This is a genomic window from Pseudoalteromonas sp. GB43 (genome assembly GCF_054923805.1).
Genome location: NZ_JBPCHJ010000001.1, coordinates 3,219,250 through 3,245,891, shown reverse-complemented (window position 1 = coordinate 3,245,891; position 26,642 = coordinate 3,219,250). Strand labels below are relative to the sequence as shown.

At 40.5% G+C, this 26,642-nt stretch carries 17 protein-coding genes and 1 pseudogene; 6 read left to right on the top strand and 12 right to left on the bottom strand.

Annotated features, from left to right (window positions below; genetic code table 11):
- Window positions 1–6: 6 nt before the first annotated feature.
- From ACRWSG_RS15430 to ACRWSG_RS15420, 3 genes and pseudogenes are all read right to left on the bottom strand, one after another.
- Window positions 7–231 (bottom strand): annotated as a pseudogene (locus ACRWSG_RS15430) (pentapeptide repeat-containing protein); the annotation flags it as partial.
- Complete coding sequence (locus ACRWSG_RS15425; RefSeq protein ID WP_462166666.1) at window positions 232–555, bottom strand: M48 metallopeptidase family protein; 324 nt, start codon at window positions 553–555, stop codon at window positions 232–234.
- Window positions 556–580: 25 nt separating this feature from the next.
- The gene (locus ACRWSG_RS15420; RefSeq protein WP_462166665.1) at window positions 581–871 is read right to left on the bottom strand and encodes a YgjP-like metallopeptidase domain-containing protein; all 291 of its coding nucleotides are present in this window, start codon (window positions 869–871) and stop codon (window positions 581–583) included.
- A 143-nt stretch (window positions 872–1,014) separates the two neighbouring features.
- Between ACRWSG_RS15420 and ACRWSG_RS15415 the strand changes: the two genes are divergently transcribed.
- From ACRWSG_RS15415 to ACRWSG_RS15405, 3 genes are all read left to right on the top strand, one after another.
- A complete protein-coding gene (locus ACRWSG_RS15415; RefSeq protein WP_462166664.1) occupies window positions 1,015–1,995 on the top strand; it encodes an ion channel in 981 nt (326 codons plus the stop codon).
- 161 nt (window positions 1,996–2,156) lie between these two features.
- Window positions 2,157–5,483: an MHYT domain-containing protein gene (locus tag ACRWSG_RS15410; RefSeq protein WP_235377613.1), complete on the top strand. Its 3,327-nt coding sequence runs from the start codon at window positions 2,157–2,159 to the stop codon at window positions 5,481–5,483.
- Entirely contained in the window at window positions 5,480–6,469 is a 990-nt protein-coding gene (locus tag ACRWSG_RS15405; RefSeq protein WP_054553654.1) for a response regulator, read from the top strand. Before ACRWSG_RS15410 ends, ACRWSG_RS15405 begins: the two co-directional genes overlap by 4 nt.
- A 32-nt stretch (window positions 6,470–6,501) precedes the next feature.
- On the opposite strand, the gene ACRWSG_RS15400 is transcribed toward ACRWSG_RS15405, so the two are convergent.
- The 3 genes from ACRWSG_RS15400 to ACRWSG_RS15390 all read right to left on the bottom strand — a co-directional run bounded on the left by ACRWSG_RS15400 (window position 6,502) and on the right by ACRWSG_RS15390 (window position 13,668).
- Window positions 6,502–7,815, bottom strand: coding sequence for a DUF3472 domain-containing protein (locus ACRWSG_RS15400; RefSeq protein WP_300544620.1), 1,314 nt, complete (start codon window positions 7,813–7,815; stop codon window positions 6,502–6,504).
- Between the two features lie 57 nt (window positions 7,816–7,872).
- The gene (locus ACRWSG_RS15395; protein ID WP_462166663.1) at window positions 7,873–10,749 is read right to left on the bottom strand and encodes a discoidin domain-containing protein; all 2,877 of its coding nucleotides are present in this window, start codon (window positions 10,747–10,749) and stop codon (window positions 7,873–7,875) included.
- A 72-nt stretch (window positions 10,750–10,821) separates the two neighbouring features.
- Window positions 10,822–13,668: a TonB-dependent receptor gene (locus ACRWSG_RS15390; protein WP_462166662.1), complete on the bottom strand. Its 2,847-nt coding sequence runs from the start codon at window positions 13,666–13,668 to the stop codon at window positions 10,822–10,824.
- Window positions 13,669–14,102: 434 nt separating this feature from the next.
- Between ACRWSG_RS15390 and ACRWSG_RS15385 the strand changes: the two genes are divergently transcribed.
- Window positions 14,103–14,576, top strand: coding sequence for a hypothetical protein (locus ACRWSG_RS15385; RefSeq protein WP_462166661.1), 474 nt, complete (start codon window positions 14,103–14,105; stop codon window positions 14,574–14,576).
- Between the two features lie 5 nt (window positions 14,577–14,581).
- Window positions 14,582–17,230: a glycoside hydrolase family 2 TIM barrel-domain containing protein gene (locus tag ACRWSG_RS15380; RefSeq protein ID WP_462166963.1), complete on the top strand. Its 2,649-nt coding sequence runs from the start codon at window positions 14,582–14,584 to the stop codon at window positions 17,228–17,230.
- Window positions 17,231–17,279: 49 nt separating this feature from the next.
- Here ACRWSG_RS15380 and ACRWSG_RS15375 read toward each other — a convergent pair whose 3' ends face one another.
- From ACRWSG_RS15375 to ACRWSG_RS15365, 3 genes are all read right to left on the bottom strand, one after another.
- Complete coding sequence (locus ACRWSG_RS15375; protein WP_462166660.1) at window positions 17,280–19,274, bottom strand: DUF3472 domain-containing protein; 1,995 nt, start codon at window positions 19,272–19,274, stop codon at window positions 17,280–17,282.
- 302 nt (window positions 19,275–19,576) lie between these two features.
- The gene (locus ACRWSG_RS15370; protein ID WP_054553660.1) at window positions 19,577–19,969 is read right to left on the bottom strand and encodes a VOC family protein; all 393 of its coding nucleotides are present in this window, start codon (window positions 19,967–19,969) and stop codon (window positions 19,577–19,579) included.
- Window position 19,970: 1 nt separating this feature from the next.
- The gene (locus tag ACRWSG_RS15365) at window positions 19,971–20,618 is read right to left on the bottom strand and encodes an HD domain-containing protein (protein WP_054553661.1); all 648 of its coding nucleotides are present in this window, start codon (window positions 20,616–20,618) and stop codon (window positions 19,971–19,973) included.
- A gap of 135 nt (window positions 20,619–20,753) precedes the next feature.
- Between ACRWSG_RS15365 and ACRWSG_RS15360 the strand changes: the two genes are divergently transcribed.
- Window positions 20,754–21,944: a class I SAM-dependent methyltransferase gene (locus ACRWSG_RS15360; protein WP_339982077.1), complete on the top strand. Its 1,191-nt coding sequence runs from the start codon at window positions 20,754–20,756 to the stop codon at window positions 21,942–21,944.
- Here ACRWSG_RS15360 and ACRWSG_RS15355 read toward each other — a convergent pair.
- The 3 genes from ACRWSG_RS15355 to hrpA all read right to left on the bottom strand — a co-directional run bounded on the left by ACRWSG_RS15355 (window position 21,941) and on the right by hrpA (window position 26,622).
- The gene (locus ACRWSG_RS15355) at window positions 21,941–22,237 is read right to left on the bottom strand and encodes a PilZ domain-containing protein (RefSeq protein ID WP_054553663.1); all 297 of its coding nucleotides are present in this window, start codon (window positions 22,235–22,237) and stop codon (window positions 21,941–21,943) included. The genes ACRWSG_RS15360 and ACRWSG_RS15355 overlap by 4 nt on opposite strands.
- Before the next feature lie 8 nt (window positions 22,238–22,245).
- On the bottom strand, window positions 22,246–22,659 hold the full coding sequence (locus ACRWSG_RS15350) for a response regulator (protein ID WP_283235040.1): 414 nt from the start codon (window positions 22,657–22,659) through the stop codon (window positions 22,246–22,248).
- 72 nt (window positions 22,660–22,731) lie between these two features.
- Window positions 22,732–26,622 (bottom strand): ATP-dependent RNA helicase HrpA, encoded by a 3,891-nt coding sequence (hrpA, locus tag ACRWSG_RS15345; protein ID WP_462166659.1) that lies wholly within the window; start codon window positions 26,620–26,622, stop codon window positions 22,732–22,734.
- Between the last annotated feature and the right edge of the window lie 20 nt (window positions 26,623–26,642).

Genomic DNA, 26,642 nt, shown 5'->3' with positions numbered 1-26,642 from the left:
CTTTACTCTTTCTAGCTTTACTCTTTCTAGCTTTACTCTTTCTAGCTTTACTCTTTCTAGCTTTACTCTTTCTAGCTTTACTCTTTCTAGCTTTACTCTTTCTAGCTTTACTCTTTCTAGCTTTACTCTTTCTAGCTTTACTCTTTCTAGCTTTACTCTTTCTAGCTTTACTCTTTCTAGCTTTACTCTTTCTAGCTTTACTCTTTCTAGCTTTACTCTCGCTAACTTAATCTACCAACTCAAACTGCTCCCATTCGCTTTTAACCATTGCTCTGCTTTTTTATAGTCTGGATAAAACTGGCTCACACGTTGCCAAAACTTAGCGCTATGATTCATATGTAAAAGATGCGCAAGCTCATGGACAACTACATAATCAATCACCCAGGTTGGCGCACTTGCTAAATGTAAATTAAAAGTCAGCTCACGGCGTTTGTTACAACTGCCCCAGCGACGTTTATAATGTTGAATTTTAAGCTTTGTAGGCAACGTCTCAGACATTTGCAAGCAGTAATCATGCACTCGCATTTCGATATAGCTCTCAAGCTTTTCATGCATAAACTGCTCAAGCAAAGCGAGGTAGTTAGCCTCTTGATGTTTGACACGTGATGATATTAGTAAGGTAAGCTGAGGCCGCGCATCTTGTTGCCAAGTGTTTTTGGACCTTGCCGAATACTATTGGGACGTTTTGCCCAAACAACTTAATAGTGGCGTTTACTAATGGCAATTGGCGACGCTCAGCTTGCATAGATTGCTTTGCTATTTGTTCAGCGACCCAATCTTGCTTAGTGTTTAGCCAGGCATCTATTTCAGTTTGTGGAACATAAAAAGGCGCATACACAGTAAGTTTCTGCTCAGCAACTTTAATTGCCACGGTTGTTCTGCGTTTACTGCGCTTTAGGGTGTAATCCAACAAAAGTAAGCCAATTCAATTAATAAAAAAATGAGAGATTCCATTTTACCCTGCTAAATAGCTGCTAATCTATAAAGATGACTCACAAATAAGTTTTCATCCTTATGCCTGACAAACCATGTTGTAGTTATACCTCACCAACAGGTAACAAGTGCCAAGAAACAGATATGGGCTCTGGATTTTGCTTTTGGCATGATAGTAAATTTGATAAATCAGGGCTAAATCTAACCCAAAAATTAGAACGCTATGCCAAAAAAGGAGGCTTACTAGAAGGGTTACAATTAAAGCGAGCAAATCTTTCTGGGCTTAACTTAATCAAACAGGATGATGAAGAGGGCTATAACCTTTCTTACTGCAACTTCTATCGAGCAAATTTAACGGGCGCTCATTTATTTAATAATAAGATTGCTAATGCCTCACTAATGAAAGCTAACCTTCACAGTGCTAGTTTGCATTACTGTGACTTAAGAAATACCAACTTGTTAGGTATCAAACTCAACGACAGCAGAATTGATAATATCGAGCTAGGCGACCAATTACTGCAAGAAACGGCGGCCATTAAAGCCCGCAAGAATAAGCACAACTCAGAAGCACGAGACTTATTCGAACAATCTGAAGAAATATACCGTAATTTAAGAAAAGCTTCTGAAAATCAAGGACTATTTGAGCTTGCTGGTAACTTTACTTATAAAGAATTGCGCATGCGTCATGCACAATACCCTAAAGGTTCAAGTAAACAAATAACTTCAAGCTTTATCGATATGTTATGCGGCTATGGCGAAAAGCCTGAGAATGTCATTCGTTTTAGTTTGTCGCTTATTATTTGTTGTGCACTCTGTTATTTTTTATTTGGGGTGAATTATCAAGATACGCTAATAAGATTAGATTTTTCTAACTCTATTGAAGACAATTTATTTGCATTTCTAAATAGCATTTATTTTAGTGTTGTTACCTTTACGACTCTAGGTTACGGTGACATAACACCTATTGGTTTCTCTCGATTTATTGCAGCAGTTGAAGCATTTTGTGGGAGCTTTTCACTGGCTTTATTCGTTGTCGTATTCGTCAAACGCATGACGCGTTAACAGTATCTAGTGATAAAAAGTTATGGATAAAAAATATGAATTTAAAACTAAGCATTTATAGCTAATATAAAATAATTAAATTCATTAATTTCACATCTTTTACTCTTAATAAATTTTAAATTGTATTAGACTGAAAGCACATGCAGCCTTTAACTTATTCTATGCTAGCAGAATTTTTTCTTACTGATCAAAGTTCAGATTTATTAATAAACGGTACCTACGACCCGACTCTAGTCCTTTTGTCGATTACCACGGCCGTCTTTGCCGCTTATTTTTCTTTACACCTTATTGATCTTGCAAATAAAACTAACTTTAATTCTTACCGTCAACTCGCCAATGGTACTGGCGCACTGGTTTTATCTGGTGGTATTTGGAGTATGCACTTCATTGGCATGCTGGCATTTTCACTATGCACAACAATTAACTACGATCCGACTTTAACATTCTTTTCGTTTGTACCGGCATTTTTCGCGTGTTTAACAGCATTTTCTTTTCTTCGGCGCAAGGGTAATACCCAGATCCCAAAAACGTTAAAGCTTCTAGTCAGTTCTGTATTATTAGGTGCAGGTATTGGCACCATGCATTATACAGGCATGGGTGCGATGCAAATGAGTCCATTGTTACGTTATGACCCTTGGTGGTTCGCTGCATCTATTGTTGTCGCTGTTGGCCTGTCATTCATAGGCTTATACACTCGCTTTCATTTGAGTGACCATTTTAAGCGTTTATCTAACTTTCAAAGTAGAATAATTTGCAGCATTATTCTCGGTTTTGCCGTTGCCGGTATGCATTACATGGGAATGGCTGCGACTCGCTTTGTTGCGACTTCGCCCCTCTTATCCGATAACGTTGATACATCACATATTGAACTTATTGCTATTTGCGTCGCGTTTGCCACCGTTTTATTAACTGCACTCGTAGGCATTATCAATGGAATGGTTCGCTATCGTATGCTGTTGGTGGAGAAATCTGCCGAAGAATCTCGTTTAGATGCTATTTTAAGTACAGCTATTGATGGCATTGTGACTATTAACATTAAAGGAAAAATTTTAAGCTTTAATAAATCTGCAGAAGCTATTTTTGGCTGGCAGCAACAGGAAGTTCTCGGACAAAACGTTAAAATTCTAATGAACGACGAAATTGCTGCACATCATGATGATTACTTATTAAATAGTGGCAATCATGAGCTTAAAAAAGTAATTGGCATCAACAGAGATGTTTGCGCAAAACATAAAGATGGCCATTTATTTCCTATTCGTCTTGGCCTTGGAGAAGTGAAACAACCAGGTGAAGAGACTCTATTTGTAGGGTTTATTACTGATTTAACTCAGCAACGCGCCCTGCAACAGAGTCTAGAAGAAAAAGAACTACAATATCGTACCTTGATGAATAATACACCTGGTGCTGTATTTCGTTGTTTACTTGATAAAAACTGGACGATGCTGTTTATTAGCCCACGAGTCTTTGAATTAACCGGTTACACAGCACAGGAGTTCACATCAAACGAAGTAGCATTTGCAGATATCATAAATTCCAAGGATGAGCAGCACATAGCAGATGCCCTAGACGACGCCATCTCAAATTCTAACCAATACGCTGTTGAATATAGAATTAAACACCGTAATGGCCAAACAGTTTGGGTACTAGATCAAGGCACAGTTAACCATAATCCAGATACCAACGACAAATGGATAGATGGCGTGCTAGTCGACATAACCTCACGTCATGAATATGAGGAGTCGTTAAAGACAGCCAAGCAAGAAGCTGAAGCCGCTGCACAAGCCAAACAAGCATTTATGGCGAATATGAGTCATGAAATCCGCACACCAATGAACGCTATAATTGGCTTTAGTGATATTTTGATGGATAGCCCGCTTAGCAAAGAACAACAAAAGCATATAATTACTGTGAATAGTTCGGCCAGGTCATTATTGCATTTATTAAATGATGTACTCGACTCCGCAAAGCTAGAAAAAGGTAAATTAGATATCACGCTTGAACACTTTAATTTGCAGGCTCTACTAGATAATATCGTTTCAACCTTTTGGCTTGAAGCGAAACGAAAAAACTTACTTCTCGATTTAAAAATAGCCGAAAATGTTGCGCCAATATACATTGGAGATGATTCGCGTATTCGCCAAGTATTAAACAACCTAATTGGTAATGCGATTAAATTTACTGAAACAGGCTCTGTGACAATTAGTATCAGTAAAACGCAAAACAACCAGTTGTTTTTTGAAGTGCAAGATACAGGCATTGGTATCGCAAAACATAGACTAAAAGCAATTTTCCAGCCATTTGAGCAAGCTGATGGAACTATGACTCGCCGTTTTGGTGGCACAGGGTTAGGAACAACGATTAGTAAGCAACTGGTAGAGTTAATGGGTGGCAGCATTAGTGCTGTGAGCACAGAAAACAAAGGAAGTTGTTTCTTTTTCTCTTTACCTCTAAAAGAAGGTGATATTAATAAAGTTGATAAATTAAGTAATAATATCTTAAACCTGCCGCCTCTGAGAGTTCTAGTTGTTGACGATATAGAACAAAACCTCGAGTTACTGAATATTTTACTTTCTCAAGCTGGTCATGTTGTTACAAAAGCGAAGAATGGCTTAGAGGCTATCAGCGCCTTCGAAAAAAATAGCTTTGATGTAATTTTAATGGATATACACATGCCAGAGTGCGACGGGATTACAGCGTGTAAAGTGATTCGAGAAAAAGAGCAGCAACAACAACTTAAAAAAACCCCTATCATTGCCCTAACTGCCAGTGTTTTACAGCAAGACAAATTAACCGCAAAACAAGCCGGTATGAATGGCTTCGCTAATAAGCCCGTTGATATTCAGCAAGTTAACCATGAAATAGCAAAGGTTTTAGGGTTAGAAGTTAATACAATATCTCAACAACAGCCAGATAAATCTAAGCAGCATATCAACTATGCAAAAGGCCTGAAAATGTGGGGAAGTAGCGAAAAACTAAACTCAGAAATAGCAGCGTTTTTATCTGATCATTATGCCAATATGATTCGTTTAAAAGAGCTTAATACTGATAGTTCTGAGGTGAAAACAATTTTGCACACTTTAAAAGGCGTTGCCGGGAATTTAGCGCTAGGAAAACTGCTACATTTACTTTCTCAAGCAGAGAATGAACTAAGAGGGACTCGTTTTATTTCACTCATCCATGCATGTGAAGATGAATGGCATTTTTTACGCTCAAAAATAGCCGAAACAAAAACTCAAGAGGAACAAACATCAGTTACTATGATGCCTACGAGTGAGCTAAATAAAGCCTTAGACACACTGCTAGAGCACGCAAAACATGCCGAAATTGACGATGACTTTTTGGCTCAAGTGGCGTCGAACACCCAGCCTGCTTTTAAATCGCAAATAAATGAAATTTGTGAACATTTTGACAATTTTGATTTTAATGCTGCACAGGAAGCGATTGAAAAATTGCAACGTGAAATAACTGCAAGTGAGGAGAAATCATGAGCGAACTTATTGAGCGCGAAAGAATTCTTATCGTAGATGATGAACCCGCTAACCTTAAAGTAATGCGTGAAGTATTAGGCAATGACTACCGCTTATCATTTGCGAAATCAGGTGAACTTGCATTGCAACTTATTAAGAATGAGCCGCCAAGATTAATTCTATTAGATGTGATGATGCCAGATATGAATGGCTTTGAAGTCTGTGAAATACTGAAATCTACACCAGAAACCGCTCATATTCCGATTATTTTTGTGACGGCTTTATCACATGAACAAGATGAATCAGAAGGCTTTGCGCTAGGTGCGGTAGACTACATTACAAAACCCATCAGCCCTGCAATTGTCCGAGCACGTGTTAAAACTCATTTATCATTAGTGCAAGCACAGCAATTACAGCTCGCTCATATTGATTTGATAAACCGTTTAGGACGTGCAGCAGAATACAAAGACACAGATACTGGTGAACACATTGCGCGTATGAGCCGTTACAGTAAAGTACTTGCACTTGCCTACGGAATGACTGAATTTCAAGCTGAGCAACTAAGACAAGCAGCACCGATGCATGATGTTGGTAAAATCGGTATTCCTGACGCCGTGCTTCTGAAGCCTGGGCGCTTGGATGAAAATGAATTCGAGCATATGAAGCAACATGCAACAATCGGGGCGAAGATTTTAGAAAACTCTAGTTCGCCTTTATTACAGCTAGCACACAAGCTGGCACTTGAGCACCATGAAAAATGGGATGGAAGCGGCTACCCTTATGGACTAAAAGGTGAAGAGATTAGTATTGAAGGCCGGATAGTGAGTATTGCCGACGTGTTCGACGCACTAACCTCAACAAGGCCATATAAAAAAGCATGGTCTGTTGACCAAGCTGTCGAACTTCTCAAATCTGAATCTGGTAAGCACTTTGATCCGCAGTTAGTCGACTTATTTATAGGTCAGCTGGATGCAATTATAGAAATAAAAAATACATTCACTCGATAAATAGAGCCTCCTATCTGGAGGCTCTTTTATTACTAAGGTAAAGACTTAAGATCTATTTTAGGAATGTCTGTAGGGCTTCTTTCAAACTCGCTGCCATAAGCAGTGGGAGCGGAAAAAAAGCCTGTATTTTTTAGGTAAAACCCTTTCTCTGTCGTACCGCCTTGATAGTCAAAACGCGCATTTTTTTTGGCTGTGGCATCGTAAGTAAATTTAGCTTGGGTCACTTCTTGCCATTCCCCTCGCTCAGGTTTAGCCCATTGGTTTGTATAAATTGCACGACGTTCAAATTGCCCTGCCCCAGGTATGAAGTTCTCTAAAAATGAATAGGTGCCTTGATGATATATACTCGTCTTTGGGCGCCTGAAACTTGCAATTAACTGCCATTTTTCAACCATAGGATCATAAAAGTATGCCGTAAAATCAGTACTTTCAGTTCCTTCAACTGGCCTAATGTGAGTTAGAAAACCATATCGCGTGTCAGCTTTCCAATCGTATCGCATATAGCTTTGTCCGCCAGAGCCTTCATTGCCAAATTTACCTACATGCACATTTTTACCATGCTTTAAGGTCTGTATTCGGTACTCAGGTGGAATTAATGAAGGATCATCTGTTGAAAATGGACTCCAAATAGAAAATAACACTCTGCGCTCACTATCAGAGTTTACTTGTATACCAAAATAGCCCCCATCAAAACCATTCGCCATGTAATACGAGCCTATTGCATCGGCTCCTTTTGGCACTTCTATTTCACTATAAAACCACGGGTAATTCATCGTTTGAGAAGGCAACGAGTATTGCAAGTGAACCGAAGGACCTCGACGTCCCCAGTAAAAGTCATCTTTAACATAACTAACTTTACCTAAAGCCACTTCACCACCGATTTTAATCTCACTTATGGCTGGTAAAAGCGTTTCTGCTTGCTCTAATCCCGTGATGGTCAACTTTTGATAACCTAATTCATCAAGGTTAAATGTACCAACAGGTACGCTCATTGGTTGATTATTTTTTACTGTTACAATTTTGCTTTGCCCTGCTATCGAAACTTCAATTGTTGCAGGTTTGTCTTTCACAAAGGTTTGCAAAGAAACGGCTAACTCTCCTGTTTTAGATGTGTAAAAATAAGTGCTTAAACTGCCTTGTTCCGCAAACCAATGGGTCACACCACTCTTGTCTATCAGCTTATCTGACAGCTCAATATTATTATCAATCCAACTGTTTCCTGCCACTGGAATACTGAGCGTTGTTTCTATCTTTTTATCTTCTAACTGTAACTGCTGATTTCCACATGCGACCAAGGAGGTCAAAAAAAGCGATAAAACAGCCGTTTTTATTCTGTGATTGTTCATTTTCTTTCCCACAAAAAAGCACTATCCGTAATAACGAATAGTGCTCCTTAAAACAGTTTATGGATTTATACGAACAGAGAACTCTGCCGCAGATGCCCAAGCACCACCACCTTGCTCCTCAAGAGCAACAAATTTAACGTAACGCCCATTTGTCGCTGGAAGAATGGCTGATTTTACATCACCATTTGAAGCCCATTCACCTTGTGCAATAGGCTCACCAAATTCAGTTGCTGTTTCACTTACGTACACTTCATATTTAACTACAGTACCATTACCGCCACCTGGGCGAGGCGTGTAGTCAAATTGAGCAACCTCATAAGACTGCCCTAAATCAATAACAACGTCGTGTGGGTAAGTAACTGAACTGTCACTCCATGAGGTGTGCCAGTGCGTGTCAATATCACCATCGAATGCAAGCTCAAGTTCATTTCCAACCTCAGCAGCAGAACTTGATGTTGCAGAAACTGTGCTCATATCAATTGCTTGAGTTAAATTAACTCCCACATTTAATTCTCTTGCTGCCGCCCAAGGGTTACCACCGCGTTCTGCGAGTGCAACAAACTTAACAAAACGACCTGTTACATCATTAAACGTAACCGTTTTAACATCGCCATTATCAGCAAAGCTGCCACTTGATACAGGTTCGTCAGCAAAAGCCTGCTCATCTTCGCTTACATATAACTCATACTGCACAACTGTACCATTACCGCCACCATCTCGTGGCGCATAATCAAAGCGATTGACAGCATAATTCTCACCTAAGTCAATGACCACCTCATGTGGATAAACAACGGATGTATCATCCCAATTGGTATGCCAATGCGTGTCATCTTGGCCATCAAAAGCAAGCGCTAACTCATTGCCTGGTTGTGCAGGAGATGTTGATGAGTAGCTAAATGTCGTATTATCTAAAAGCGTACTATTTACTTCGACCGCTTCAGTAGCAGGCTCTTCAACAGGTTCATCTTCATCACCTGTGCCTGAGCCATCAATAGGTTCATATACGTTGCCATCATCAATGCCTACTCGCAGTTCAGCAGCTGAAGCCCATGCACCACCACCACGCTCTTCTAAAGCGATAAATTTAACAAATCGACCTGTTACTGGGCCAAAAACTTCTAGCTTCAAGTTAGTGTTATCAGCCCAGTTACCTGAATGAACCTTTTCACCATAATCAACTGACGACTCTGAAACATAAATTTCAAAGCTAACAATCGTTCCGTTGCGTCCGCCGTCTTGGCGTGGCGTGTATTCAAAGCGATTTACATCAACTGTTTCGCCTAAATCGATAACAACTTCATGAGGATACTCTTGCATATCATCACCCCAAGAGGTGTGCCACATGGTTGAATCATCGCCATCAAAGGCATATTTTAAGTCATTACCCGGTTGTGCAGGTGTGTTGCCCGTGACTACAAAATTAGCACTATTTAGCATACCATTTTCTTCGCCATCATGTGTAGCAGTTAAACTCAAACCCTCAACATCAGAGCGTGCAACAACAAGGATTGTATAAGGCGTCTCTTTACGTACATTTACAGCAACGATGCAAGTTTCATTGCTCGTGCCACCATAGCCGATACATTCTGCATTATCAGGGTTAGCAGCTTCTTTTGCAGTGACATAAATATCTGCATCACCAGCATTACCACTTAGTTCTACGGTTAGTTTATTTGCAGAATCTATAGCCATGACCTCATACAGACGCGTTTCTCCTTTACTCATTGCGTCAATTGTCATAGCTTCACCACTAATTAAAGGCTCTGATTCAGTATCAAAAAGTACTGTATCATCATTATTTGTAAGTCCAGACGCTACAGTGCCTGTATAACTAGTAACTTTGCCAAGAATGTTTTCAAGTTGTAACTCAACCACAGCATCTGTCGCAATCGCGCTGAAACTTGCTTCACGCGCTGATAAATCTTGCCCGCTACTAACTACCTCACCATTGACGATAACCGTGTATTTGTACATAGGCGTAGATGTTGCCGGAATTGACCAACTAATACTTTGAGTATCAATAGAGTCAATCGTTGCTGCCAAAGGGCTATTTTGCGGTGAGAAAGAAGAATAAGGACGAGATAAAACATCTGCTGCTTCAATTTCATCAGGAGAAATACTGCCGCCAGAGCTCATACGATAGTATTCACTCGTTGATGTCGCATCATAGCTTTCATTGTATGCTGCAGTTGCTTCCTCTTGAATGACATTAAAATCTGCTTTAGTAAACCCTGCCCAAGAACCATCCAACTGACGTTTATGACCAGCGGTAAATAATGCAGTGCGGGTTTGATCGCCCGTCCCCAGCCAATCCTCTACAAACGAGCCTGTATTGCTATTAAAGTAGACATTTTCAACTGGGTAATCCATGGTGACTATATGTGTCCAAATACCCGTTTCTTTATCCATTGACCAATAGCCAAATTGCATATGGCCATCTTTTTGCCAAACTTTAGCCACCAGCGTATACCAATGATCAGGCTGCCATCCAAGTTCAAAATTCCATGATTTTAACCCTGTACCTTCGCCACCAAAGTTTTCTACTTTAGTACCTGCACCTTGATATGGTGCAGTGATAAGTTCACCATTTGAAGGGTCCCACAAAGAAAATATAAAATTACGGCCATCGGGATGATCTTGTATGCCAGCATAACCGCCTCCTTCCATACCTGCGTTCCAATTTAGAACCGAATAGTATGTATATGGTGTTAAACCCTTTGCCGGAATATACACATCTTGCATGATGATGTCCCCAGCCGCGTTATCATTAAAGCGCAACCATACTGAAGGGGCTCGATCAATCGATCCCGGGGTTGCAACAACTTGCTTTCCTGTAGATCCAACTGAGCCTTCAGGCTCTTCGGTCCCGCAACCGAACAGTGTTGCTGTTATTACCGCAATACTGAGCACAGATAATTTATTTGTTAAGCTCATAAATTTACTCACTTATATTTATTCTTTTTAAATTAGGCAATACAACTATTGCCGTGAATTTATCTACTGCTATTAAAACCTGACATTAACCCCAAAGGTAAATAGGCGCCCAGCACTATCAAGTTTATGAACCTGATCAGAGCGAGAGATATAATGCCAGCCACGTTCATTGGTTAAGTTATTACCTGAAACATTTAAATTGATTGATTTAGTAATATCGTAACTAGCACTGAAGTCTAACTGGTCATAGTCTGCAACCCACTGCGGGCCACCCCATGCATCTGCATTTGCAACATATTCATCGCGCCAGTTATAGGCAAAACGTAATTGAAAGTCATCCGTCTCGTAGTACACGACTGCGTTATAAGAATGCTCGGACATTCCTTGATAAGGAAGGCCAAGGCTTCTAAAGTCGTATTCAGGATGATCTTGAGGAACCTGATCATACCCTGAGTCAACATAGGTGTAGTTAAGTTGCACCCCTAAATTATTAAATGGCGCTGGTAGTAATTCCGTAAAGGCATGCTGATAGGCAATCTCATAACCTTCAATGGTACCTCCACCGTCACCATTGATAGATGACTGTACTTTGAAGGTTTCTCCATTGATATCTATTGATCCATTTTCACCATTTATGACAAATGACTCGATATCTTTATAAAAATAAACAGCAGTGAGTGCACCATTCTCAGAAAAATACCACTCAAGAGCTAAATCTGCTTGATTAGCACGAAGCGGTTCGAGTCCAGGATTTGAGGCGTGATATTCCATTTTATTGAAGTTGATGTAACTCCAAGCCTTGAGTGATTGGATACTTGGGCGAGTAATTGCTTTTGAAGCTGTTGTTCTAAGTAATAAAGTATCTGTTAAATTTAGTTTTAGATTTAAACTTGGTAATACATCCGTATACGTATCCTCAAATTCCACAATATCTTGATAATCTTCAACTTTTCCTTCGTAGCTTGGATTACCTTGTTTATCAGGAACAAATACAACTTTGTCTAAATTAAGTGAATAACCTTGGCTACCTACAGTTGTTTCAATAGCCCGAACACCTAAATTTAAAGCATAAGGAAAGCCAAAAACTTTGTCTTCTATATTCACGGATGCGTAAATTGCATTGGTTTGCTCATTTACTTCATATGAGTCTTTAGGGCGCGGAAGCGCTTTAATTAACTGATTAGCAGCTTCCGGACTAATAGATTCATAAAATGCGAATAACTCATCGTAGTCAAAACGAGGCCACGGATTAGGGTGCTGACCGGGTTCACCTTTAAAGAAGTTCTCAAAGTCACCATCAATTAACACACTTTCAGGGAGTCTAAATAGGTCAAAGCCGTTAATATTTTCAACTGATGAGTAATCTACGCTGAAGTGATCATAACGTTCAGAATCAAGTTGCGCTCCAGCATTACTAAATGCACTGGCATTTTCTGACGAATTAACATTTGTGGTCTTCGTTTGATCACCAATATTTAAACCAAAATCGATTGATTTGATCCAATCAACATTTGGCATCCACTGTGCATCAATACGAAGTTCATTTACGACATCTTTAACACCTGTTCCACTGTTATAACTGTAGTGGGCGCCAAAAGGAGAGTTCGCAGTTAAGTTAGGAGAAATTGATACATCAGGTAAAAGGTTATTACCTGATTTATCTAACATAATTTCATCAACAAAACCACGTGCTACAATGTATCTATTGTGACCATCATTTTTATTTTCTGAACTCGAGTGCGCAACATCGAATGCAACACTAAAGTTATCAGCAACAAACCATTTTGCATTCACACCAACTTGATACGTTTCGGTAACTCGAGGCGACGATACATTAAGTATTTCAGCCATCGCTCCAGTACCAAATAAAGTCATTTTATTAACTAAACCCTCATCATTAAAACCAACATCTTTAACGCCAGGTATGCCTTCGGTCCAACTTTCATCATATGTAACAAACGAAATTTGCGACTCTGTTGCATCCGTTTTATATGATGAATAAATGCTATCAAAATTCATTTCAAAGTCAGAGTTCGGGATCCATTGTAATGCTAAACTTCCGCCAATACGTTCACGAGTATCTTCTTGGTTACCATAACGCATATAGCCCGGTATGATTGAGCCCCACTCGTTATCAACTAACGGATCAAATGCCCCATCACCATTCACATCTTGGCGAACCGTAATATCTGACTCCGTTGTTTCATTCCAAAAGCCTTCACCTTCATAACTGTCGATCCTTAAAGTTCGCTCAGAATAAACTGCAGTGAAAAGGGCACCAAATGTGTCGTCGAAAAACGTGTCGCTTAATAGAAATGAAGCTTGAGGTGTTACATCTTCGGTTCGATCTTCGTAAATACCTTTTATAGAACCTGATGCCGTGAAACCATCAAAACCCATCGGTCTACGTGTTTTGATATTAATAACAGATCCAATTCCCCCTTCTTGAGTGTGTGCAACGGGAGACTTATATACTTCAACGCCACCTAACAGCTCAGCTGCAATCAAGTCGTAATTAAAGTCACGGCTACTATGCTCTGAAGCCATACGTCGGCCATTTATGGTTGTAATGTTATAGTCCCCACCTAAACCACGCACTGTGACATTTTGCCCTTCTCCGGCATTACGCGTAATCGTAATACCCGAAATGCGTTGTAATGCTTCGGCTACGTTTTGGTCAGGGAACTTACCGATATCTTCAGCAACAATTGCATCAACAACCTGTATTGAGTTTTGCTTAATAAATAAAGATTCTTTCAAACTGTTACGAATACCGCGAACTTCAATTACCTCAACAGCATCATCGTCAGTCTCTTTTAGTTGTGGGTCTTGCTCATTTGCCGCTAATGCGACTGCTGAGGAGGTCGAAAGTATCGAACCTATGAGCAAGCTTAGGTACTTCTTATTGTAATTTACCATTGCACTTCTCCGAATTAGTTATTCCATGAAAGAACATCTGTAGATGTATAACAATTAATTTACACCTTTCGAAAGAAAGAAATCAATAGAAAACACAATAAAACTTTCATTTTCTTTTAATTTAACAGTCGCATTTTTATCGCTAGATAAAAAACTAGTTAAAAATCAACACTCAATCAATATGGAACCAAAGGGAAAATATTTGGACTTAAATCGAAAGTCTTCGAAAAAGGAACTACGTAAGTAAGGTACCTCACCAGAAGCAGGATAAGCATAAAGTAACAAAATTGAATCTATTATCAGCTGAAGCAGCCATTTTTGACTGATAAGAGTTGGACTTTCAACTTCAACATGATTCTTTTTAATTTTTACAAATAAAACAACAAAGTGAATTTGAAATATTTTGAAAGGCTGATAATCTAATTTGAAATATTATGAAACAAATTAAGGTGAATCAATTTATGATTAACTTAATAAATAACCGTGTTAGTTTAATCAAACGAATGTTAATCGTCTGTCTTTGGTCTAACTTTGCCTTTGCAGCACTTAGCAATGATTGGGAAAATCCAAAAGTTGTCGGAATAAATAAATTACCCGCTAGGGCAAGCTTTTTTCCCTACACCGTTGCAAATTTACAAGCGCCAGATCAAGCGCAAAACTATTTGAATTTAAATGGTATCTGGCGTTTTCATTTATCTAAGAACCCCGCATCAAGATTGAAAGACTTTGAGAGTCCTACTTTTAATGATAGTGATTGGTCAACAATCAAAGTGCCAGGAAATTGGGAGTTGCAAGGTTATGATCGGGCTATATACGTTAACCACCCCTACGCTTTTGCGAAAAACCCGCCTTTTATTCAACAACACGACAACCCAATTGGCGTCATTACCGTAGAACATTTAATTTAGATGAACTGTGGACTGATAAGCGAGTAATTCTACATTTTGGCGCCGTTAAATCAGCGTTCTACCTTTGGGTAAATGGACATAAGATAGGCTATAGCCAAGGAAGTAAAACCGCTGCAGAATTTGATATTTCTGATTATGTAAAGTCAGGGTCAAATACACTGGCAGTTCAGGTGTTTCGCTGGAGCGATGGTAGTTATTTAGAGGCTCAAGATTTTTGGCGGATCTCCGGCATTCAGCGTGATGTATACCTGTACTATACACCTAAAGATTATATTGAAGATGTGTTTGTAAATGCCGGCTTAGTTAATAACTACAAAGATGGAAATCTAAACCTTGCTGTTGATTTAAGCCCATCAAATAAAGAGCAGACACTGCAAATTCAGCTCAAAAATCCTAACCATGAAATCATTTTCGAAACCCAGCAAACTTTAGCCAAAAAAGAGCTCAGCCAAACAGTTCAATTCAACAAACAATTTAAAAATATAAAAGCCTGGTCTGCTGAATCGCCCACTCTTTACGAATTAAGCATATCACTTTTTGATAATAAGAAGCTGTTAAGTCAATACGTTAAGAAAAAGATTGGCTTTAGAACCTCAGAAATTAAAAATGGCCAACTGCTTATTAACGGCCAAGCTATTTTGATCAAAGGGGTCAACCGGCATGAGCATGACCCTATTACAGGGCATGCCGTTTCCCGAGAAAGCATGGAATTGGATATAAAACTATTCAAGCAATTCAATATTAATGCCGTGAGACTCGCTCACTATCCTAACGATCCTTACTGGTACGAATTATGCGATAAATACGGCATTTATGTGGTTGATGAAGCCAATATTGAATCACATGGCATGTATTATAATTTGGCAAAGGGCCACACATTAGGAAATAACCCCGACTGGAAAAAAGCCCATCTTGCACGAATTTCGGCCATGGTCGAACGTTCAAAAAACCATCCTTCAGTAATTATTTGGTCGCTTGGCAATGAAGCTGGTAATGGCTACAATTTTTATCATGGTTATGACTGGGTAAGATCTCGCGACCCATCTCGTCCTATCCAGTACGAACGCGCTGTTTTTGAATGGAATACCGATCTCTATGTCCCCCAATACCCTACTCCGCAATATCTAAAAGAATACGCCGAGTCAAACCCTGAGCGCAGTATGATCATGAGTGAGTATGCGCATGCTATGGGCAATAGTGTGGGTAACTTTGCTGACTTTTGGCATCAAATACGTAAGTACGACAAGTTACAAGGTGGCTTTATCTGGGACTGGGTTGATCAAGGTATACAAACCACCACCTCTGAAGGCAAAACTATCTATGCTTACGGTGGGGATTTTGGTGTTCCAGGCACTCCTTCAGATGGTAATTTTCTTTTAAATGGTATTGTTTTACCTGATCGCACACCGGAACCTGCTCTATATGAAATTAAAAAAGTTCATCAATCTGTTTTGTTTTCTTTCAATGACAAAGAGTTAACTGTATTTAATGAAAACTTTTTCAAAAACCTCAACCATTACCGTTTAAATTGGCAATTGATGAGCAATGGTAAGGTGTTTAAAGAAGGCCGAATCAATAAACTTGAAATACCACCACAGCAATCCGCTAACTTCACGCTTAACTATTCAATTCCAAAAGAAATCAATGATGAAGTATTTTTGAATGTAAGTGTAGTGACGCGGCTTGATGAGCCACTAATAGGAAAAAGTTTTGAAATCGCAAAAGAGCAATTTTTAGTACAAACAGCACGTGCGAAAGAACAACAAACTGATTTAAGAAAACTTAATGTTTATCGAACCGTTACCGATAGCGAGATTATTGGTAATAACTTTGTAGTAAGATTTAATCACGCGCGAGCAGAGTTAACAGGCTATCGCTTTAACGAGGTTGAATTAATTAAAACACCTGCCAGAGCCAACTTTTGGCGCGCTCCTACTGATAATGACTTCGGCGGAAATTGGCAAGATAAGTTAAGGGTTTGGAAATACGCCTCAGACCGTCAACAGCGTACAAAATTCACTTTAGTAGAAGCTGAAAACCAAGTTGTTGTTACCACTGAGTTTGATGTGCCAGATGTTTCTGGAAAATTAAATATTATTTATATCATCACAGCTGATGGCAAAGTAAAGGTCGATTACAAGTTCAGTTCATCTATGCAAGATATGCCTATGATCCCTCGCGTCGGTATGAACTTGGAATTATTTGCCGAGCTTAACAATATTACCTACTTTGTCCGGGGACCACAGGAAAATTATCGTGATCGACATACCGCAGCACATGTTGGTTTATATCACTCTAAAGTGTCACAGCAATATCACCCTTACATCAGACCGCAAGAAAGTGGCTATAAAACGCAAGTACGCTGGCTTCACTTGACCAATCAACAAGGTGTAGGATTAAAAATTACTGGTACACCTCATTTTGGTATGAGTGCTTTACACTACAGGATCAGTGATCTAGACCCCGGCATGCGACGAAGCCAAACACATTCCGGTGAACTTCAGCCTCGTCCACTCGTTTCACTGAATATTGATTATGGGCAAATGGGTGTTGGCGGCGTTAATAGTTGGCATACAACAGCACTGCCAGAATACACGCTGACAGCCTCAGAGTATGAATATAGCTTTACTCTGCAAGGAGTTAACATAAATTAAAATGTTGGATAAGGGCTCTTTTGAGCCCTTATCTCTTATATGGTATCAATTACTTATAAACAGCAATCTCTGCTGCACTTGCCCTAATGCGACCATTAATTTCACTTTGTGCGACTAAACGAATATACCGTGCAGTAACAGGTGCAAACTGTGTTTGCTTGATTTGCGTATTCGCAGCCCATGTACCAACAGCGATGGGTGAGCCAAAGTTGATACCATCGTCACTCACATACACCTCATAGTCTGCAATAGTGCCGTTTACGCCAATGGTTCTTGGTAGATATGTGATTTTTGAAAAGCTTTGCGAGTTACCTAAGTCTATATCAACCGAGTGAGGGTACTCAGGCACTGTGCTGCCAGACCAATTCGTGTGCCAAATGGTGGCTGGATTATTATCAAAGGCGTAGATAATTTCTTCGCCAAGCTCTGCCTGCGAGTCGCTACTCACAACAAAGCTCGAACTATCAAGTTTTCCTGTGTGATATAGCTCAATCTCTGCCGCACTAGCCCATACATTCTCGTTTACTTCTGACAAGCCAACCAATTTTATAAAGCGCGTTTGCGTATTATTAAGTGCAACCACTTTGCCTTGTTTGCTGGCATCCCAAGTACCCGCAGCAACTAATTCATCATAGGTTACACCATCATGACTTACATACACTTCATAGTCTGCAATTGATCCATTTTCGCCCACAGCGCGTGGCGTATAATGAAGCTCTGACAACTCATAGTGTTTACCAAGATCAATGATGACATCGTGAGGGTAACTAGGCACTTGTGGAGTTGACCAACTGGTGTGCCACAGCGTGGTTTTGTCTCCATCAAATGCGTTTGCCAATTCATGATAAGGCTCTGATTGCGAGTTAGAACTTACCGTCAATGTGGCGCTGTCGATCAGGTAGTGTTGTGCTGACGTATTATCAATCGTGACAGTCGCTGAGTGCGAAACTGTTCGACCGAAAATATCTTCGAGGGTAATGATAACGTTGTCATTTTCACTCGCCATAATATCTACTTGGCGCTTTTCTGGTTGGCTTGCTGATGCAACGAGTACGTTGTTTATCATCACAGAATAGCTAAATTGAGGGGTGCTCGTTTGCGGCACTTGCCAACTTACGCTTCGCGTAGTGGCATCAGTGATGGTGAACTCAATATTAGGTTGATTGGGGGTATCCGCTACATTGTTTCTTGTTAACGGAAAAAGTGAATTTCTCCCGCAAAACGCTGTCAAGTTACCATATGCATCCGTACAGGTTTGATTGCTAATACTTAACGTAGGTGAGGTTGTCCCGCCAGTTGTCATAGTAAAATAACTTGGGTTTGCGCTTGCATCATAGTTATTGTCGTAATTACGTTTTGGTTGGTGTTGGACAACACTAAAATTTGCAGAATCAAAGCCAATCCAGCTACCATTTTCGAGCTTTTTATGGCCATTTTTGAGCCTCACAGTTCTCGCGTTTTCGCCGCTATACCACCAATCTTCAACAAATGACCCTGTTGTCGTTTCAAAACGTACATCAGCTACAGGGTAATCCATGGTCACCAAGTGCGACCATTCTCCAGCAGCCTGATCATGCACCCAATAGCCGAAATGAGCATGTGAACCTACCGGCCATGCCTTTGCCACTAAGGTATACCATTGGTTAGCTTGCCACCCTAAATCAAAGTTCCATGTTTTTAGCCCTGTTCCCTCACCGCCAAAATTTTCAGATTCCGTACCATGACCAAGATAACGGGCTACAATTGGCTTTGAAGAGCTGCGCGGATCCCATATGGAAAATATGTAATTGCGGCCATCAGGGTGATCTTGTATGCCAGCATAGCCCCCACCTTCCATGCCCGCATTCCAGTTAAGCACTGAATAGTAGGTGTACTTAGTAAGTCCATTGCTAGGCACATACACATCCTGCATGATCGTGTTACCGCGACCTACATCATTAAAGTTAAACCAAATCGACGCGATCCTGTCTTCAACCGTATTAGCTTGGGCACTCCAACTACTCAACATACCGACTACTGCCAATTTTATTGTCATTTTTCTCATGCTAGCTCCTGTAAGTAATAAAAGTTAATTTCTAGATTCTGTGGACTTATCCTTTAGTAGCAATAAAGAACCAAAAAATATAAACCACCGAGTAATTAAGGTTCAAAAACGAAAGAATCGCAAATAAAAAACATAAAATGAAAAATATCGAATAAAAATGAAACTAATTGAAAGTTAATAACAACGTAAAAATGAGTGAAAAAGCCGTATGAAGGATAGTGAAAAATGTATTGCTTGATTTTTATAAGGCGAAGTGGCATGAAGGTTAAAATACACTATGAAAAGTGCATTTATTAAAACCTTTAGGTAAGAGCTGATTTTATAGCTTCATAATCATGAGAGGTTATTTCATGGCTGTTACCAGCACAATCTTTAAAGTACATTGAGTAAGTAACACCATGATCGGCAACAACAGTTTTAATCTCAAGCTGAGCTAGATGCTCAAGCCATGCTAAAAACTGTGTTGCATTTGCGCCAAAAGCAATACCTTTGCTTCTACCGTCAGCTTCAAACAGTGCCAAACGAATTGTTTTTGCTTGATCTTCTAAGGTTAAAGGGCCTTTTCCCTCATCCCAAAATGCAAGTTCCGGTATCACATTAAAACCAAGTACTTGTTGATACCATTTTACAGCAGCCGCTAAGTCATCAACATTTAAGTGGCAATGATCAACACCACACAAAGCTGGAATAGCCATGTTACTCACCTATTTCTGTTTTTAACTGCTCTAAAAAATCGAGCATGTAATCTGTACGTCGTTTGGCTTCATCTTTTGCTGATGGCGTGTTCATACTCTCACCAATGTGTAACAGCTTAATAAAAAAGTGATCGAGGGTGTATTTTGTATCGTCAGGTTCGCGGTTTAAACAAAATGGATCGTCTTTATGATACAGATAGCGACCAATTGAGCCCCCTACTTTCATGCAGCGGCTCACCCCGATTGCACCTAATGCATCCATTCGGTCTGCATCTTGCACAATTTGCGCTTCGACACTTTGTACTTTGATATTGGCACTAAAGCTATGTGCGGCAATAGCATGATGAATAGCACTAAAATACTGCTCAGGATAATTAATTGAGGCTAAAAAACTTAGCGCTTTGTCTGCGGCCATGGTCGATGCTTTTGCCCGATCTGGGTGGTTCTTTGCAACCGCAACACAATCATGTAACCAAGCTGCGGGTAACACCACGGCCATTTCTGCCTGCTCGGCAATACATAATTGTTTTGCAACCCTCACTACTCGTTCGATATGACTAATATCGTGTGCGACATCGGCATGGAGTAAAGACAAAATAAAGTCTCGACATTGAGTTTCTAACGCTGCAAAGTCTATTTTTGGCTGCATATACTGGCTATCACCATTTACTGATTGAAATTATGCTTACTTTAGCGTGGTTGCTAGATTTGTTCAAAACATTCATTGTATGTTTGCCAGTGCTTCATTAAACTATGCCCCCTTTTGTTTGGCGCGAGAATCCCTATGTCATCTGCTATTTACCTGCAAGCTGGACGAGAAAAATCATTAAAAAGAAAACACCCATGGGTGTTCTCAAAAGCCATTAAAAAAGTAAAAGGTAAGCCAGGACTAGGTGATACTGTCACTATCTATGACAATGACGGCAAGTTTTTAGCCATTGCAGCTTACAGCCCGCAATCGCAAATTCGCGCTCGCGTATGGAGCTTCGATCAAAACGAAGTAATTGACCAAGCTTTTTTTGAAAAGCGTTTACGCCGTGCCTATGATGCGCGCGAACAGGTGATCAGCGAAGGTGGTTTGACGGGCTTTCGTTTAAGCGCTGCAGAGTCTGACTACTTACCAGGCATCACTATCGATAAATTTGATAACGTACTGGTGTGCCAACTACTTAGTGCCGGTGCAGAGCGCCATAAAGGTGAAATTGTTGCTGCATTAATGACTATTTTTCCAGGCTGCGATATTTATGAACGTTCAGACGTTGATGTACGCACTAAAGAAGGCCTTGAGCCAATCAAGGGAATACTTTGGGGCAAGGAACCAATTGAGCCAGTCATCATTGAAGAAAATGGCTTAAAACTCGAAGTAGACATTCTTGAAGGCCACAAAACTGGCTTTTACTTAGACCAACGTGATAGCCGTGCAGCCCTTGAGCGCTTTGTTAAAGACAAAACGGTATTAAACTGCTTTAGCTACACAGGTACATTCTCGCTATATGCTTTGCGTGGTGGTTGTAAGCACGTGACTAACGTTGATGTATCACAGCCAGCGCTCGATACAGCAAAGCGTAACGTTGAACATAACAACCTTGATTTATCGAAAGTTGATTTCGTAAAACAAGATGTTTTTAAGTTGTTGCGCCAATACCGTGATGAAGGTGTGCAATTTGATACTATCGTTATGGATCCACCAAAATTTGCTGACAACAAAGCGCAATTAACTGGTGCTTGCCGTGGTTATAAAGATATTAATATGATTGCGATGCAAATCTTAAAACCAGGTGGAACCTTACTTACCTTCTCGTGCTCTGGATTAATGGAACAAAATTTATTTCAAAAAGTGGTTGCGGATGCAGCCCTTGATGCAGGTAAAGACTTGTTGATCATGGAACGACTAAATCAAGCTGCCGACCACCCGATTGCTGGCAGCTACCCAGAAGGCTTTTATCTGAAAGGCCTAATCTGTAAGGTTTACTAATTAAAACTTACAATTTCTAACCCGGCACTCAAGGAGCCATCTTGCTCCTTGGTTGCCCGAATTACACGGGCTGTTGCATCAAATGAAGTAATCGCCGTGCTAGTCGAAGCAATTAGCACCCGATAAAGACTACCAATTTCTAAGACTTCATCAAGGTGTATTGCCAACCCTGTTGCACTTAAGTCAGTACACGTAACCTGAATTTCTTCGCCATTAACTGCATCTAATGGGATCAGTTTTGCAGGGGTATGAATTTGCATGCGGCGAAAATCGCGTTTCTCCTCATGAAACATATGGCCTCCTATACCAGTGTTTTTATTTTCTCTATTAATGTTTTAACAGAAAAAGGCTTCACTACATAGGCGTCACATCCAGCATCAAACCCCGCTTTTTGTTCAAGCTCGGTTTCAAGACCAGACACCATGACAACAGGAATTTGCGCTGTTTCTGGGGTGTTTTTTAGTAAGCGGCACGTATCATAGCCATCTAAGCCTGGCATACAAACATCTAATAGTATGGCATCTGGCAACTCTGCAATGGCAGACGTTAAACACGATGCGCCTGAGTTTGCATAACTTAACGAAAACTCATTTCCAAGGCTTGCTTTGAGCATTTCAAAATTAAAATATTCATCATCGACGACCAAAATAGTTGGTCGCGGTCGATTTACCGCCCGTTCAGGAACTGAGATTGGTCTTTCCTTTTCAATGCCCACATAACCTCCTTTTAGCATCTGTGTTTTAGCGTCAAGCAAGGAGGTTACACCTCCACTGCTCATTCCTTAGTATTATAACTCAGATTCTTTAATTGCGTTTAAAACACGTTTAGCAGATACAGGATAAGGTGTCCCTAGTGTTTGTGCAAATAAAGAAACACGTAACTCCTGTTGCATCCAAAATATCGCACTAATCTCTTCAGGAATTGGCATTCCCTTAGGGATTTTGTTCGCTAGTTTTTGATATTGCTCGGCTACTTTTTCAAGCTCAAGTACACACAACCTATCGCGGTTAGGGTCAACAGGTAGCTTTTCTAAGCGGCGTTCAATGGCTTTTAAGTAACGAATTAAATCCGTCATCTTTGCTGCCCCATGCTGGCTAACAAAGCCTTTGAACACTAAGCTTTGTAACTGTGATTTAATATCACCGTGCGCTGTTATCATGGTTAGATCAACGCGTCCTTTCATCCGTTTATTTAAGCCATGTGCAATACTTAGCACTTGCTCTACTTGGGTGGCAATCTCAACCACCGTGTCACCAAGCTCACCACGAATTTGCTCTTTCGCTTTTTCAAACGCATCTGCAGTGCGGATGTTGCCATATTTAGTTAGTAGGCTATCGACGGCTGCAGCGATACAGTCATCAATTAAGTCATTGACCTTACCAAACGGATTAAAGTACAAACCTAATTTAGATTTATTCGGTAAATTTTGCTGTAAATACTTAATCGGTGATGGCACATTTAATAACACTAAGCGACGTAAACCTTGTTGGTGCGCCTGTTGAGCTTTGTGTTCATTATCAAATAACTCAACCGCTGCTGAGTCTTTTTTATCCACCAGCGCTGGAAACGCTTTGATTTCGTATTGACCTTGCTTTTTCACGTAAGAACTTGGTAACTCACCAAAACTCCACTCGGTCAAATCAGCTTTCTCTATGCCCTTGTCGGCTACTTTCGATAAGGTATCCGTTACCTTACCTTGTAACTGAGCTTTTAGTTTAGATAAATTTAAACCGCGAGCGAGTAACTTATCGTGTTCATCGCGTACTTCAAACTGTAAGCGTAAATGCGGAGCAAGGGTTGATAAATCCCATGCATCTGGCTCAACACGCACACCTGTCATACGTAATAAGCGCGTGCTAATTGCATCAATTAAGTTGCCTTGCATCGGCTCGATTGCAGCAAGTACCGCATCGGCGTAGTTTGGCGCAGGCACAAAGTTGCGACGGATCGTTTTTGGTAGCGACTTGATAAGCGCACAAATTAATTCATGTCTAAATGCAGGAATATGCCAATCAAAGCCAGTTTCTTGCACTTGGTTTAACAGTGCTACCGGAATTTGTACCGCAACACCATCAACGGCTTGCCCTGGATCAAAATGATAAGCCAGTGGTAATAACAAGTTCTCTTGCTGCCATGTATCTGGGTAATCGAACTCGGTGACATGATCGGCACCATGCTGCATTAATTCTTCTCGAGACATATGCAAAAAGCGCTTATCTTTTTGTTTTTGTCCCTTCCACCACTTATTAAACGCAGCACGATTATTTACATCTTGCGGAATTTTCTTGTCGTAGAATTCAAATAAGGTTTGTTCATCAACCAAGATATCACGGCGGCGAGATTTATTTTCAAGAACCTGAATATCTTCAATTAACTCTTGGTTATAGTGTAAAAACCCTTCATTTTGACCCAGCTCTTGCTCTACCAACGCCGAGCGAATAAACAACTCGCGACTTACTTTTGGATCAATATTGCTATAAACACAGCGGCGCTTATTAACAATTAATAGGCCATACAGGGTTTGCTGTTCAAACGCGATAACTGCACCCGGCTTTTTCTCCCAATGCGGTTCGCTGTAGCTGCGCTTTACTAAGTGCTGTGCAAAGCCTTCAACCCATTTTAGGTCTATGCGTGCGTTGATCCGCGCATAAAGTTTGCTGGTTTCAACAAGCTCAGCCGACATAATCCATTTTGGGCTCTTTTTAAATAATCCTGAGCCTGGAAAAATATGAAACTGGCTATTGCGTGCGCCTTTATAAATTTGTTTTTCATCTTTAAAACCAATATGACTTAGCATACCGCTTAATAAAGATTGATGGATTCGTTCGCTATCAGCAACATTGGTAGTGGCATTCATGCCCATTTCATTACACACCGTTGATAGCTGATAAACAATATCTTGCCATTCGCGGATCCGCATATAGGCTAAAAAGTCTTTTTGGCATAACTTTCTAAATTGGCTATTGCTCAATTCAGATTGCTGCTCTTCAAGGTAATTCCATAAATTTAAAAAGGCGATAAAATCTGAATCTGGATCGTCAAAACGGCCGTGCTTTTCATCCGCTGCACCGCGTTTTTCTTGTGGTCGCTCTCGTGGATCTTGAATCGACAATGCCGCAACAATAATGATCACTTCACGCAGTGCACCTAAGCCATCGGCAGTCAGCACCATTTTCGCTAAACGTGGATCAACCGGTAAACGGCTTAAACTTCTGCCTGATTTAGTAAGCTCAGTCTTTTTATGACGTTTAGCTGGCTTAATGGCTTCGAGTTCTTCAAGTAGCGTTAAACCATCGTTGATATTTCGGCTATCTGGCGCTTGCACGAACGGGAACTGTTGCATGTCGCCAAGCCCTAAACCAAGCATTTGCAAAATAACAGAGGCTAAGTTGGTGCGTAAAATTTCAGGATCAGTAAACTCTGGACGCGAATTAAAGTCTTCTTCGCTATATAAACGAATACAGATACCCGCTTCAATACGACCACAGCGGCCTTTTCGCTGATTGGCACTAGCTTGTGAAATTGGCTCAATCGGTAATCGTTGTACCTTGGTACGATAGCTATAACGGCTGATACGCGCGGTACCTGGGTCGATAACATAGCGAATACCCGGCACCGTTAGTGATGTTTCAGCCACGTTGGTGGCTAAAATAATATGACGGCGGCTATGCGGCGCAAAAATTCGGTTCTGTTCAGCGTTTGATAAACGCGAATATAGCGGTAAAACATCGGTGCCTTTGAGGTTTCGCTTTGATAACGCATCGGCGGTATCACGTATTTCTCGTTCACCGTTCATGAAAATTAGAATATCGCCGGGACCTTCATCACACAACTCATCAACGGCATCAAAAATACCCTGTAATTGGTCACCATCAGCTTCCATCTCGTCTTTATTGATTTCAGTGGTTGGTCTGTAACGAACCTCTACTGGGAAAGTACGACCTGATACTTCAATGATGGGTGCATCGTCAAAATGTTTAGAAAAGCGCTCAGGGTCAATTGTTGCTGAGGTAATAATAACTTTTAAGTCAGGACGTTTTGGCAGTAAATTTTTTAAATAGCCTAAGATGAAATCGATATTCAGACTACGTTCGTGGGCTTCATCGATGATGATGGTATCGTACTGGTTTAGGTATCTGTCTTGTTGAATTTCAGCCAACAGAATACCGTCTGTCATCAATTTAATGTAGCTATTGTCAGAAACTTGGTCACTAAAGCGAATTTTAAAGCCCACTTGTTGACCTAGCTCGCATTGCATTTCTTCTGCAATACGATTCGCGACACTTCGAGCCGCGAGTCGACGAGGCTGCGTGTGGCCAATGTATCCATCAACACCGCGGCCAAGCTCTAAACACATTTTTGGGATCTGTGTCGTTTTACCAGAACCTGTTTCACCGGCAATGATCACCACTTGGTTATTGGCAATCGCCTGTTTAATATCATCTTTCTTTTGGCTAACAGGAAGTTGCTCTGGGTAGGTCACTTTAGGTAAGGCAGTCAAACGTTGCTCGCGCAATTGCTGCGAACGGCTAATATCTTCAGCTATTTTTTGCGCTATGCTCGCTTGCTTAGTTTCATCGTTGATTTTTTTGATGCCATGAAGGCGTTTTTTGAAGATGAATTGATCTTTGCGTAAACACGTTTTTAATTCGCCAAACAGCGGACCTAGGTTAACCACCCGATACCCTTATATTTCTT